Annotated in this window: 10 protein-coding genes; 8 read left to right on the top strand and 2 right to left on the bottom strand. The window is 45.3% G+C overall.

The annotated features are described in order from the left end of the window. Positions 1–16 precede the first annotated feature (16 nt). Positions 17–1,129: a cytidylyltransferase domain-containing protein gene (locus AABW11_RS17310; RefSeq protein WP_340106403.1), complete on the bottom strand. Its 1,113-nt coding sequence runs from the start codon at positions 1,127–1,129 to the stop codon at positions 17–19. 2 nt (positions 1,130–1,131) lie between these two features. Further along, positions 1,132–2,274, bottom strand: coding sequence for a UDP-N-acetylglucosamine 2-epimerase (gene neuC, locus AABW11_RS17305; protein ID WP_340106402.1), 1,143 nt, complete (start codon positions 2,272–2,274; stop codon positions 1,132–1,134). Positions 2,275–2,668: 394 nt separating this feature from the next. Here neuC and AABW11_RS17300 point away from each other — a divergent pair, with 394 nt between their 5' ends. The 8 genes from AABW11_RS17300 (at position 2,669) to cysN (ending at position 12,925) form a co-directional block, all read left to right on the top strand. Beyond that, positions 2,669–3,619, top strand: coding sequence for a polysaccharide deacetylase family protein (locus tag AABW11_RS17300; protein ID WP_340106401.1), 951 nt, complete (start codon positions 2,669–2,671; stop codon positions 3,617–3,619). 99 nt (positions 3,620–3,718) lie between these two features. After that, positions 3,719–4,387, top strand: coding sequence for a TylF/MycF/NovP-related O-methyltransferase (locus AABW11_RS17295; protein ID WP_340106400.1), 669 nt, complete (start codon positions 3,719–3,721; stop codon positions 4,385–4,387). A gap of 330 nt (positions 4,388–4,717) precedes the next feature. Next, entirely contained in the window at positions 4,718–5,527 is an 810-nt protein-coding gene (locus tag AABW11_RS17290; protein ID WP_340106399.1) for a sulfotransferase domain-containing protein, read from the top strand. A gap of 241 nt (positions 5,528–5,768) precedes the next feature. Further along, positions 5,769–7,481 (top strand): SLC13 family permease, encoded by a 1,713-nt coding sequence (locus AABW11_RS17285; RefSeq protein ID WP_340106398.1) that lies wholly within the window; start codon positions 5,769–5,771, stop codon positions 7,479–7,481. 339 nt (positions 7,482–7,820) lie between these two features. Continuing rightward, positions 7,821–8,579, top strand: coding sequence for a 3'(2'),5'-bisphosphate nucleotidase CysQ (cysQ, locus tag AABW11_RS17280; RefSeq protein ID WP_340106397.1), 759 nt, complete (start codon positions 7,821–7,823; stop codon positions 8,577–8,579). A gap of 715 nt (positions 8,580–9,294) precedes the next feature. Next, positions 9,295–10,200, top strand: a complete 906-nt coding sequence (gene cysD / locus AABW11_RS17275) for a sulfate adenylyltransferase subunit CysD (RefSeq protein WP_340106396.1) — start codon at positions 9,295–9,297, stop codon at positions 10,198–10,200. Positions 10,201–10,326: 126 nt separating this feature from the next. Further along, positions 10,327–10,707 carry a four helix bundle protein gene (locus AABW11_RS17270; RefSeq protein WP_340106395.1) on the top strand — a complete coding sequence of 127 codons (381 nt, stop codon included), beginning with the start codon at positions 10,327–10,329 and terminating at the stop codon, positions 10,705–10,707. Positions 10,708–10,948: 241 nt separating this feature from the next. Further along, positions 10,949–12,925, top strand: coding sequence for a sulfate adenylyltransferase subunit CysN (gene cysN / locus AABW11_RS17265; RefSeq protein ID WP_340106394.1), 1,977 nt, complete (start codon positions 10,949–10,951; stop codon positions 12,923–12,925). Positions 12,926–14,586 lie beyond the last annotated feature (1,661 nt).

Genomic DNA, 14,586 nt, shown 5'->3' with positions numbered 1-14,586 from the left:
TCAGGTATAGTAAAATTTATTTTGAAAGATTTTTGTACTTGAGTCTCGCGATTTCGAGATCTTCAGGCTCATCAATGTCGGCAAAAAGGGTATCGTCCGTCTCAAATTTTAAAACCTTATTACCATATATGCTTTTGTCTTCAGCCAGAGTCCTGCCATTGGTAATGTAAATCAGGCCATTCTGAATGTAGACGGGTTCCTGTTCCTTTCTGCCTTTTCTTGAATCAAATGTTCTGTTGCTTAGATAGGGTGTAAGGTAACCGTGGTCATCAGAAGTGAGAATCTCCTCGGGATGATAGATATGCCTTATTTTATTTACTGAGACAAGGCTATCGGCTTCCTTTGAATGTTCAAATTGCTGCACAGCTCTGTCAATCAGTTCACTTGAACGAAGGGGGGCTGTCGGCTCCAGAAGCACGACGTGATCGGGGCGGTAGCCATTGGTTTCAACAAAAGTATCGAGAGCGTGCAGCATTACATCCACCGTGCGTGCCTCATCGCCTGAAATGGATTCCGGCCTCATCCATGGGACCTTCACTCCATTTCTTTCAGCCTCTGATGCTATTTCCCTGCTATCGGTGCTGACGATAACTTCATCAATTGAGGAAGATTCCTGTGCAGATTTAATAGCCAGCGCTAGAAGTGAATCCGGACCTATTTTCGAAAGGTTTTTACCGGGTATTCTTTTGGAGCCTCCCCTAGCAGGTATGATGGCAAGATATTTTACTTTGTCTTTTTCTTCCCGGAAGATATTGCTCTCTCCTGCTTCCAATTCAGGGGAGGGATAAAAATTATCGCCGTTAAGTGCGGATAAAAGACCGGACAATTTCCCTTCCTCATTAACCACAGGTACAACAATGAGGTAGGGATTTTTTTCAAGCATTTTCTCTGCTTGATATTTTGAGGTTGCAACTACCGGGTTAAGGTTCATGACCTGTGTGATTGGAATATTCAGAGAAACATCATCAAGAAGGGCCCTGCGAACATCCCCATCAGCTATAACACCAATAAGGTTGGATTCCGAATCCGTGACCAGCAAAATACCCCGGTGTGTTGAGGTCATCTGAAGCAAAGCTTCTTTCAGTGTGGAGTTTTTATGTATGGTAAACTGGGTAAATGAGTCTGACATAATCAGTAGGCCATCTCTTTGTTTAGGAGTTTGGAGTCTAAAGGAATTTCTTTCAGAATCTTATAGATCTTTTCAGAACTGCGGCCGTCACCATAAGGATTCACTGAGGCTGCAGCACGTTTTTGGAAATTGTTTGAGAGAGCAGTGTGCATTCCATTCAGGATATCCTGACTAGTGTATTTTTCTATATTCAGAACGTTGTCAGCCTGAGGCCGGCCATTTTGCCGTCTTCCTATATTAAGGCAGGCAAGTCCGAATGTAGGGGCTTCTAGAACCCCACTGCTCGAGTTGCCCACAATCAGGCTGGCTCTCCGCATTAACCCCAGGTAATCCCTCCGGGCCAGGTTTCTGAATAATTGAATATTGGTTCCCTTTAGCTTTTGGAGAGCTTTTCTGACCTCGGCACTACCGCCATCCGCATTGGGATAGATCATAATCGTTTTTCCACCGTATTCTTTCAGGGCCTTGACGGTTTCCTGTATATGAAGTGCGGCTAATTCCTCCTCTTCGGTAACAGGATGCTGTACGGCCAGGATAACTTCTTCATCTTTGTCAAGGTTGAAGCGGTCATTCAGCTCATCCTCCAGGGTGAAGTCCCCGTTAAGCAACTCATCCAGCTGCGGTGCACCCACGTTGTACACTCTGAAATCCTGTTCCCCCATTTTTATTACCCGTTCGGCGAACTCTTTATTTGCAGCAAAATGAAGATGGACAAGTTTAGTGATTGAGTGTCTGACAATCCCGTCAATATTTCCTGATAGCTCACCAGCCTGTATATGGGCACAGGGTATTCCGAGATGGCCGCCGGCAATGGCCCCCATCAGCTGCTCGCCACGGTCGCCTGCAAGAACCAGTAAATCCGGTTTAAGGCGTGTTAGTGAAGTTGTCAGTTCAATAAGTAGCAAGCCAAGAGATTTGGTCATTGTCTGGTTCGTGTAACCGTCCAGCGTCATATAGAGTCGCTCATGAACCTCAAATCCGTCACGTTCAATTTCATTTACTGCCATTCCAAATTCAGGCAGCAGCTGCATGTGTGTAGCCAGAATCTGGTAGTCCATGTCAGGGTCTCCGGCGATTCGCTTGATAATTGGGCGTATGTAGCCCCATTCTCCTCTTGACCCTGTTAAAAAAGCAATTTTTCTCATAAAAATGTTGTAGAGTTTAGACCGAAAAATTATGCTGAAACAAATGGCAGGTTCGCGTACAAATGCATGGCACAGAAACCGTCCTCAGCACAGATACTGGCTCGAATGATCCACAAAAATTTATTATTTGGCTTTGAATTTTTTTCTACTCAGGTTATCCTCTTAGTAGAATATTAGCCGTTTTCACGAGGTGCATCCTGCAGATGATTTTATCAGTTTGATAGTTTCCGTCTGAATTCCCGGTGAATATCCCGAATGATCTTATGATCAGCAGAAAAGAGGCCTGATTCAAGTTAATAATTTTTAACTGCATCTGAATTCACATTAATTTTACGTAAAATACGCAACAGATTTTTTCATCTGTTTTTTTCTCATTCCACAGAATGATTTTACAATGTCTGACTATAAAGAGATTACCGTGGTGATGTATCACTACATCCGTAATTTTTCTGCAAGCCGGTATCCGGAAATAAAAGGGCTGGAAATACGTGATTTTAAACGACAGCTCAATTTGCTTCAGGATCGATGTACATTTGTAACCATAGAGGAGTGCATGGAGTATTTGGATGATCCCGCTTCAGATAGTTCATTCCCGTCAGATGCCGCTTTGCTAACGTTTGATGATGGATATATGGAGCATTTTACAGAAGTTTTTCCAATCCTGAGCCGGGAGAAGATCCAGGGTGTATTTTTCCCTCCAGTGCGATCAGCAGCCGAACGGAAGGCACTCAATATAAATAAGGTCCATTTTATACTAGCTGCGAGCCCTGACCCGAATTCACTGATTCATGAGCTAACTGCCTGCATAAGAAAGTACAAAAATGAGTATGACCTCCTCGAACCCGAAGATTATTACGAGAGAGTCAGCAGTCGTGAGCACAAATATGATCCGATTAATATTATAAAATTTAAACGCGTACTTCAGCGGGAGCTTCCATCAGAGGTACGCACCAGGGTCATCGATGAGCTTTTTAATAAAATAGTGGGCATCAGAGAGGACATCTTTGTAGATGAGCTTTATCTGACGGAGGAGCACCTGAAATGCATGAAACGCAACGGGATGTACATAGGCGGACATGGCCACAGCCATGAGTGGATGAACAAGCAGGACGTTCATGAGCAGGAGCGGGAGGTTACGAAAACGCGGGAGTTTCTCGGGTCTCTGGGTGTAGATATCGATAATTGGGTTATGAGTTATCCTTTCGGTGCCTACGATAACTCTTTGATTCAAATACTGAGAGCAAATCGGTGCAAGCTTGCTTTTACAACCCGGGATGAAAAAGCCGTATTGGATCCGGATAAAAGATTCTGTATTACCAGGATTGATACCAATGAAATTGACTGAAAGGCAATGGTAAAGGAGTCTATTATATTAGCTTTCTATATCTAATTTAAAAGCAACTCGTTATGAGATATAACTTAAACATTTAAAAGTTAAGAGATTATGAGTGAAACGTTTTTTGGGTTTGAAACCGAAAAGATGTGGGATTATGAAAACGGTTTTTACCTGACGAGTCCCGCCAAGAGAATACCCAAGATGCTGGCCCAGTATGAGCTTTATAAATCTATCATTCACTTGCCGGGACATGTGGTAGAGTGCGGAGTTTATAAAGGGGCATCTCTTATCCGTCTTGCAACTTTCCGTGAGGTTCTTGAGAGCCCCTATTCCAGGAAAATCATAGGGTTTGATGCTTTTGGAGAGTTCCCCAAGCAGAAGAAAAAGGAAGATGCAGAATTTATCGAAGAATTTGAGGACACTGCAGGTTATGGGATCCCTGAAGATGAACTGAAAGAGGTTTTCAGAAGAAAAGCTTTTGAAAATTATGAGTTTATTAAAGGTGACATTATTGAAACGGTTCCGGATTACCTGCAAGACCATCCTGAGCTGAAGATCTCATTTCTGCATGTGGATGTTGATGTTTACAAACCAACAAAAGTGATACTTGATCATCTTTACGACAGGATTGTCAGGGGAGGCGTGATCGTTTTTGATGATTACGGAACTGTGGCCGGTGAGACTGAGGCAGTGGACGAGTTTTTTGAAGAAAAAGATATATTGATTGAAAAGCCGTCTATCTCACACATTCCATCCTTTATCAGGAAAAATAAGTAGCTATCGTTAAGATATAGCTTAGGGGTTGTTATCTATTTTTACGCAATCACGTTTTGGCCGGAATCTCCATCAGAATGAAATATGAAATTTGCTTAACTAATTAAACTATTGTGCTTTATTATACAAGATCGGTAAAAAAGAAAGAATGATCGGGAAATAAATCGATGCTATTTCGGAATGAAAGGGATACGAGAATTCTCGTCGCTGGGATTGGGGTCCTAAATTAAAGACAAATTGAATATGTACTCTTTTCAAAAAGGCCTTCAAATTGTTAATCGAAAAAATCTAAAGAAGTAATAAAAGTATTAATAGACCAAAATGTCATCAAAAATGACTCCAAATATACCTAAGGATGCTTATGTCATGATTATTGGTGCGATGAAATCAGGCACCACCTCGCTCTATAACTACCTTGCCAAACATCCCGAAATTTGCAGGGCAAAAACCAAAGAGCCCGAATTTTTTTCAAAAAAAGAAGAAGTGCCGCTCAGTTTGAATGAATACAATACGTTGTGGGAATTTAACTCTGAAAAGCAAAAATACGTAATTGAAGCTTCCACAGGCTACACCAAACATACCCGTAAAAGGGATGTGCCGGGAAGAATTTACAGAACCGGAATTCGTCCAAAACTGATCTACATTGTGCGCAATCCTTTTAAACGAATTGAATCGCACTACAATTTTATGCAGAAGGATGAATCATGGGGTTCCGATATTACCCAACAACATTTGATTCGTGCGAGTAACTACTATTACCACCTGGAGATGTACCGGGAGTATTTCTCAAGGGAACAGATTTTGCTGCTTGATTTTGCTGAGTTGAAACAACATCCGGAGCAGCTCATGAAAAGAATTCAGGATTTTCTAGAAATAGAGAGAGGTTACATGCCGGAAACATTCGAGGCTAAGAATAAGACGGTCGTGCAATCCGGTTTTGAAAAAAAGCTAAAAAAGAGTTTGGCGGGGTTCATTCTGAAAAAGTTTCCGCAGCCCCTAAAGGATGCGGGAAAAAAATTGTTCAGGCCGGAAAAACGCAGGTTAACAGATTCAGAAAGAGAGCGGGTCTACACGGAACTTAAAGAGGACATGAGGTCCCTTTCAGAAGTATATGGTTTTGATGTAAAACAATGGGGTTTTTGAGATACTCACAAGCCGTCTATTTAAACTATATAAAATATCCGATAGTATTACAGTATATGATTTTACATCATAAAACCTATTTTGATTACGCATTTGCGACATGTTGGCCCGAAAAAATAACAACACAGGAAAAGCAAGATCGAGTTTAAGAACCGAATATCGAAAAGCAGAGAAGGAATATCATTAAATGGGATTTGAAAATATCTTTGTTTTAGGAGTGATATTCCTCTGTCTCCTCCTGTTGATAATCAAAAAAATATCACCGGACGCTGTCTTTACCGGTGGACTCACGCTGATTATAGTGAGCGGCATTGTGCCGGTCAGTGATGCACTGGTCGGGTTTTCAAATGAAGGAATGCTCACGGTTGCGGCCCTCTATGTGGTGGCTGCCGGGATGAAAGAGACCGGCGCCATACAGTTTGTTATTAAAAAGCTGCTTGGTAACCCAAAAGCACTGTGGCAAACCCAGGCCCGTATTGTGTGGCCGGTTATGGTGATGAGTGCTTTTCTGAATAATACACCTATCGTTGCATCTTTTATCCCCGCTCTACAGGAGTGGACCCGAAAATACCGGGTTCCTGCTTCCAAAATTATGATGCCCCTTAGCTACGCCGCGATACTGGGAGGTACGTGCACGCTTATTGGAACAAGTACAAACCTGATCATAAATGGGTTGCTGATATCAGAAGAGGGTGTAAACCTGAATATTTTCGAACCTGCCTACGTTGGAATCCCTATCGCAATAACCGGCTTTATATATTTATTGATTTTTGGCAGAAAATGGCTTCCTGACAGTAAATCTGCCCTCTCCACGTTTGAAAATACGCGTGAATATACTATTGAGATGATGGTTCGCGATGACAGCCCACTGGTCGGCAACACGATTGAAAATGCCGGCCTGCGACATCTTCCGAACCTCTTTCTTGTTGAAATTGTCAGAAATGGAACCATTCTTGCCGCTGTTGAACCGGATGAAATCCTCCGGGCAGATGACCGCCTGATTTTTACCGGGATGGTTGAATCGATTGTAGATCTTCATCATATTCAGGGTCTTGAACCAGCCACTGAGCAGGTGTTCAAGCTGGGGTCACCCCGGCGGGATCGTCACCTGGTGGAAGCTGTTGTATCACAGTCAAACCCTCTGAGAGGCAAATCTGTGAAGGATGGAGAGTTTCGAAATCATTTTGGTGGTGTAATTCTGGCCGTCTCACGAGGCGGTAAGCGTATCAATAAAAAAGTAGGGGATATTATATTGAAAACCGGCGATATCCTGCTGATGGAGGCACCACGTAATTTTTCAGATAGATACAAGTCATCCAATGATTTTTTACTAGTCAGTACCCTGGATAAGGAGGGGACTCCAAATTATGAAAAAAGCAGCACTGCATGGAGTATTCTTCTATTGATGGTAGCCGTTGCTGCCTCGGGCTGGCTGACTATGTTCCAGGCATCATTTCTGGCAGCTGGCGCCATGATTATAACAGGCTGCACCCGCACCGAAACGGCACGGTCAAGCATTGACTGGCAAGTTCTGATTGTAATTGCTGCCGCCCTCGGAATTGGCAACGCGCTCCAGGTGACGGGAACAGCAGAACAATTAGCGGGAGGCTTTTTGAAATTTGCCGGTCAGCAACCCTATTTTGCCCTGATCATCACCTACCTTATTACATGGATGCTGACTGAAATGATAACAAATAATGCCGCAGCTGTTCTCATTTTTCCATTCGCACTTTCAACTGCGGCAAGCCTTGGCGTTGACTTTATGCCTTTTGTAATGACGATTATGTTTGCCGCATCGGCGAGTTTTGCAACACCGATCGGTTATCAGACCAACCTGATGGTACTTGGCCCGGGCGGTTACGACTTTAAAGACTACCTTAAATTTGGGTTGCCCCTTAATATTGTTGTAGCCGGAGTAACGGTTCTGCTTGTGCCGGTGGTGTGGCCGTTTTAGACAGCTGACCGGGGACGGTGGACCGATGACGGATGACTGTGGACCGAAGGCCAATTCGACCTGCAAGACTGCGATCCGTCGGCTGACGTAGAGCTGCTGGCAGAGTCGGGGAAAAGACGGGGGACTGGGGACGGATGACCGTGGACCGGAGACCGAAGATGCGACAACATAAATTGGATACTGTTTAAAAATAATGGTTGTTTTTTGACGAAGTAAGAACAGATGCCGACCCGAAATACACGGTCGTCGGTCTACCGTCATCGGTCAACGGTCATCCATCTTCCGTCACCGGTCTCACTAAGACTAATAATTTTTAACCAACATTTGAACCAATTACACATGAAACCAGACGTAACCATTATCAACGATATTGCGAAACTTGCAGGGGAGCAAATCCTGAACTACTACGATGATGATATCGAGGTGGATCACAAAAGTGACGATTCACCGCTGACGAAAGCGGACCTTGCATCGCACAGGGAAATTGTCTCGGGGTTGAGTGAGCACTACCCTGAGATCCCGGTGCTGTCGGAAGAATCAGAAATACCGGATTACTCAGTCCGTAAAGACTGGGATGAATATTTTTTAATCGATCCACTGGATGGCACAAAGGAGTTTATCAAAAAGAATGGCGAGTTTACGGTGAATATTGCGTTTATCGAAAATAATATTCCGGTATTAGGAGTCGTCTATATTCCGGCTGAAGAGGTGCTCTATTTTGCGACGAAAGAAAAAGGTGCATTTAAGCAAAAAGGAGACGGGCCGATAAAACAAATTGAACATGATGAATACAATAAAAACGAACCGGCACGCATTATGGTCAGCCGGTCACATCGCGGCAGCGATACGAATGAGAAACTGGCGGAGATGGGGATTGAGGTGAGTGAAGAGATTCCGTCAGGCAGTTCACTGAAGATCTGTTTTGTGGCGGAAGGAAAGGCGGATCTTTACCCACGGTTTGGCCCTACCATGGAGTGGGATACAGCGGCGGCGGATGCAGTATACCGGTATTCTGGAAAAAACGGGCCTGTGAGTTCGCCGCTGAAATATAATAAGGAGGACTTGCATAACCCGGAGTTTATTATTGGGCTAGCGTAGCTCGAAGCTCCTGCTTCGAGAGCCAGGTGTGCCCCGTGAGCAAGGCTATAAGCTTCAAACAAATTGACCGATGACTGGGGACGGATGACCGGAGAGGGTTTACGAGCTTGAAACTCAAGTCGTCGTCTTTTCAGAAAAGAATGAGGTTAAGGAGGTTTGTAACAAAGAATCTTAGCCTTAAGAAATTTTGGTTGAGCGACAGATATCATTGCCTTTTCAAAACAGGTTAAGGTTGAGAAGAGTTGTAACGAGGAGTTTTGGTTTATTTTGATTGACAGGGTTTGAGCGTACAGCCGCGTGGTAACCCACCCCTCTCGTTCTCCCCTCCCTTCAGGTGTGAATGGAGGGGAGAGGTGTTGGAACGAAGTTTTGATATTTGGAGACTCTCTCCTGTCCTCTTTCACTCGGAGAAGGGAGTAAATTCTCCTACGGCGGAGGAGACAGGGTTTGAGCGTCCAGCGAAGGCGCAGAGGTGGGTCCGTGAAGTGCAGGTACGCTACTTACGTGGTAGTGAAACCGGACTCTTGCCACATGGTGATCCACAGGGCAGGAAGCCGAAAAGCACGGCCACGCTGCCAGGTCCTCGGTCTTCGGTCCCCGGTCCTCCGTCTTCTGTCCCCAACGCAATTAAAAAATACCAACTCGATTTTTGAACCGTATACCTTTAACTTAGACGCTTGAATTCAGGATCACTGATTACAGACAATTTGATACTATGACAAAAATTAAAAACTCACACCTCAAAGAGCTTGAAGACGAGGGAATTTATATCATGAGAGAAGTAGCGGCACAGTTTGAGCGGCCGGTACTGTTATTTTCCGGAGGGAAAGATTCGATTGTGATGGTTCATCTCGCTTTAAAAGCATTTCACCCCGGAAAAATCCCGTTTCCTTTAATGCATGTGGATACCGGCCATAATTTCCCGGAAACGATACAGTTCCGTGATAAGCTGGTGGAGAAAACCGGCGTGGAGTTGATCGTAGGCAGCGTTCAGGAATCGATTGATAAGGGGCGCGTAAAGGAAGAAACTGGTCCAGATGCGAGCAGAAACGCACTTCAGACCACAACGCTGCTTGATACTCTTAAAGAGCACCAGGTTGACGCAGCACTTGGCGGCGGCCGCCGGGATGAAGAGAAAGCACGTGCCAAAGAGCGATTTTTCTCTCACCGTGACAGTTTCGGCCAGTGGGATCCCAAAAATCAACGGCCGGAGCTTTGGAATTTATACAACGGCCGCAAGAACATGGGCGAAAGCTTCCGCGTATTCCCAATCAGTAACTGGACCGAAATGGATATCTGGCAGTACATCGCACAGGAAGAGATCGATATCCCATCTCTTTATTTTGCACATGAGCGGGAAGTATTTAACCGTCGCGGCGTATGGCTGGCTGATACCGATTTTGTAAACCGGATGGAAGAGGAAGAGCTGGAAAATAAAACAGTTCGATTTCGAACAATTGGTGATGCAACATGCACCGGCGCTGTGCTCTCAACTGCATCAAACATGGAAGAGATTATTCAGGAAGTAGCCTCCGCCCGTCAAACCGAGCGCGGAAATCGTCACGACGATAAACGAAGCGAAACGGCGATGGAGGATCGAAAGCGGCAGGGGTACTTTTGAGTTGTGAGTGATGAGTTTTTAGTGGTGAGTGTTTAGGTTTTTTGATCGTTGACCGATGACGGGAGACCGGAAATGTTAGACCGTGGACGGATGACGGTTGACCGAAGGTGAAAACTTACGACAAAATTGAAATTTAATGAGGGGTTTGAGATGGAGTATAAGTTTGAAAAATTGGATGTTTGGAAGATATCATTGGATTTGTCTGATGTGATTTATGACATTGCTGCTCAGCTGCCGGATATTGAACGGTTTAATTTGAAGTCACAGATTATTCTGGCGTGTACGTCAATCTCATTGAATATTGCGGAAGGATCAACTTCCCAGACAAATGCCCAGCAATCCAAGTTTTTAGGATACGCTATCCGGTCACTAATTGAAGTTATTGCCTGTAAGCGGCACATTGAAAGAAGAGGTTATATTCAGGATGCTAATCAAATGACGGAAGCAGAGCAAACCTGTGACAGACTTTTTATGAAGCTACAAGCTTTTAAGAATGCATTAAAATAAATTTTTTGACGGAGGACGGAAGACTGAGGACCGAGGATGGAAGACCGATGATAAGCGGCGATCATTCTCGGTCAATCGTCTTTTGACTAAGAGCCCCCTGTCGTCGGTCGTCCGTCCACGGTCGTTCAAAAAAAATTGAAATTCACTTTCGAACTCAAAACTCAGCACTAAAAAAACCGGTCCACCGTCTCCGGTCCCCGGTCAGAAATTTAATTACTATCAAAAGATACAGAAACCACTGATGAGCAATAATAAAAGCAATAACAAGGTTAAAGAAACCGAAGACAATAAGTACCTCAACATGGATCTCCTGCGTTTTACGACGGCGGGGAGTGTGGATGATGGGAAAAGTACGCTGATCGGGCGGCTTCTGTATGACTCAAAATCTATTTTTGAAGATCAGATGGAGGCTATTGAGAAATCAAGCAAGAGCAGCGGTGAGGAAGAGGTAAACCTTGCGCTTTTGACGGACGGCCTGAAGGCGGAACGGGAACAGAAAATTACGATTGACGTAGCTTACCGCTATTTTGCAACCCCAAAGCGGAAGTTTATTATTGCGGATACCCCGGGCCATACGCAGTACACCCGGAATATGGTGACCGGGGCATCCACGGCGGAACTTGCTATTGTTCTCCTGGACGCATCCAAAGGGGTTCTGACCCAAAGCCGGCGCCACGCCTTTATCTCGTCTCTGCTGAAGATTCCGCATCTGGTAGTGGCGGTGAATAAAATGGACCTTGTTGATTATGACGAGAACCGGTTTAATGAAATCGTCAGCGATTTTCGTGAATTTGCCAAGAAACTTGAGATCGATGATATCACGTATGTCCCTATTTCGGCTCTCAAAGGTGATAACGTCGTAAGCAAGACCCGAACTAAAGAAGGCAATGAATCCAACCACATGCCGTGGTACAACGGTCCCACGCTGCTTCATCATCTTGAAACCGTGAAAGTGGATGCATCCAGAAACGTCATCGATTTCCGGTTCCCTGTTCAATATGTGATCCGTCCCAACCAGAATTTCCGTGGGTTCTCAGGCCAAATTTCTTCGGGCCGTATTAAGCCGGGAGATGAAATCACAGCACTGCCATCAAAAATATCAAGCCGTGTAAAAGAGATTGTCACTAAAGACGGAAATCTTGATGAGGCGTTAGCCGGAGATTCAGTTGTTCTGACGATTGAGGATGAGATTGATATCTCTCGCGGGGATATGATTGTGAGGAAAAACAATGTGCCGGAAGTGACTACGGGTTTTGAAGGGTACCTGTGCTGGATGAACGATGAGGCGATGGAGCCCGGCCGGCAATACCTGATGATGCATACGACAAAGACCACCCCGGTGTTCATCGATAAGCTGATCTACAAAATGAACGTAGATACTCTCAGCCAGGAAGACGCCGACAAGCTTCAATTAAATGAAATTGGCCGAGCGAAATTCAGAACGGGCCAGCCGCTTTTTATCGATGCCTACCAGGTCAACCAAAAAACGGGAAGTTTTATCATCATTGACCCCGCCAGTAATGTCACCGTCGGCGCCGGCATGATCCGCGCCGGTTCAACCGAATCAAATGGCCGGGAAGACTTGACCGAAGACGGCAGACGGAAGACCGATGAACCTTCGGTCGACAGTCCTCCGTCCATCGTCTCTCCCAACGTCACATGGGAACCTTGGAACATCCCTCGCGAAGAACGCGAAAAACGGAACGGCCACAAGGCAAACATACTCTGGCTGACCGGAATTTCGGGTGCCGGAAAAAGCACCATTGCCAAAGCACTTGAGAAGAAACTCTGGAAAGAGGGCAAACAAACTGTTCTGCTCGACGGCGACCAGGTGCGCCACGGCCTCAATGGTGACCTTGGCTTTAGTCCAGTAGATCGAGCCGAAAACATCCGTAGAGTGGGCGAAGTGTCCAGGCTCTTTTTTGAGCACGGCAATATTGTAATCTGTACGTTTGTATCGCCTTATAAAGAAGATCGTGATCGTGTGCGAACCCTTGTGCCGGACGGACGATTCAAGGAAATTCATATCACCTGCAGCTCGGAGACGGCTCAGAAACGCGATCCCAAAGGCCTGTACGAGAAGGCGAAAAAAGGTAAAATCAAAGGCCTGACCGGCTACGACGGAAAATTCGAAACTTCAGAAAGTTTTGATCTGACGATCAATACTGAAGAGGTTTCAGTAGAGCAGGCTGTTGAGTCGATTATGAAGTTGTTGTGACCCACGTAAATCGAAGCTCCCGCTTCGATTATTTGGGTACCATCAATTCATCCATCTTGAATCATATCGTTGATGCAGACCGATGACTGACATTTAATGTCATTTCCCCAATTCACTTCCAAACCTCTCGAACGGAGACGTTCGAGCTACGTAGAGCGGGTCGCTGACCCGCTTCTCATGAGCCAAGTAAACAACTGAGTGTCGTGAAAAGATATGGCAAAGGTTTACCTCTGTCCATAAAAAACTGATTAGCCCGTAATTTGAATCTTTTCCACTCGGCTCAGGCGAGCCAAGCTACGTAGAGCGGGTCGCTGACCCGCTTCTCATGAGCCAAGTAAACAACTGAGTGTCGTGAAAAGATATGGCAAAGGTTTACCTCTGTCCATAAAAAACTGATTAGCCCGTAATTTGAATCTTTTCCACTCGGCTCAGGCGAGCCAAGCTACGTAGAGCGGGTCGCTGACCCGCTTCTCATGAGCCAAGTAAACAACTGAGTGTCGTGAAAAGATATGGCACAGGTTTACCTCTGTCCATAAAAAAACTGATTAGCCCGTAATTTGAATCTTTTCCACTCGGCTCAGGCGAGCCAAGGTACGTAGAGCGGGTCGCTGACCCGCTTTTTGTGAATATTGCAAAACGAGAAATTTTGTGAAAGGAGTGGTTTACTGTCGTGAATATAGGACCTGCCGAAGGTTGACTGACAAAAAATCTTCTTATGATAGGGAGGAGTCTCGGAAAAGCGTTGTTCAGGATTGATCTAAGAACAAGGAGATCCCTCGGTTCTCCGCCAGCCGGCTGATCACTCGGGATGACAAGGTGGTTTTTTAATTGTGGGGCGGCGTTTCCGGTTCATAAATTTGCACAGGTTTGATTAACGCCGCAATCCCAAAAGATTCCCCCGATGCAATTGTGTTAATTGGTTCAATTTTTTTGCTATATGCGCCGCGCATTAACTACCCTGCTAACTCTCATCAGTCGGGGGGAGGACGCGGTCCTGACCGCAGGCGTGTTTTTCGCCGGAGTGGAGGGATTTCGCTGCGCGGGGAAAAGATGAGCCTTTTGCTAGGCAGGTGTATTTAAAAGGCCTTGTTCAAGATGGATCTATGAATAGGAAGATCACAAGTTAAAGCCCGCGATGACGGATGTTTATGCGAGAATCGGCCACTGTGGCCTGCCCGAAACCATAGCCTGAAGGGCTCAAAGATCACAGCCCAGTGCAACGCGCTGGGTAAAGGTGAGGCCAAAAATAATGCCATCGGTATGGATCAATGTAGGGTCTCGAGACAAATACCGATGGGTGTGCAGGGAGGTATATCAACGCAGTTGGACTAAGAATGTTTCTGGGTATGCGTTTCGAAAAGGTGTTGTTCAGGATGGATCTGCGAACAGGGAGATATCTCGACTTCACACCGGAAAAGCGCCGGTTTTCGCTCGATATGACAGGAGGTTTGAGGTGAGAAAGGGCGGCGTATTTGGCTCATAAATTTGCACAGTTTTGATTTACGCCGCCAGGCAATTTGATTAACGCGGCGCAAAAAAGGTAATAGGTTCGATTTTTGGGTTACGAGCGCCGCGCATCATCAAACAAAACCCTGTCATATCGACTGCAGGCCGCGCTTTTCGGCCGGAATGGAGATATCTCCTTGATGTGGATATGTGTC

The sequence above is a fragment of the Rhodohalobacter sp. 8-1 genome, from assembly GCF_038150125.1.
Lineage (GTDB): Bacteria > Bacteroidota > Rhodothermia > Balneolales > Balneolaceae > SW132.
Note: the sequence above shows the minus strand (reverse complement) of the source record. Positions and strands in the feature narration are given on the sequence as shown.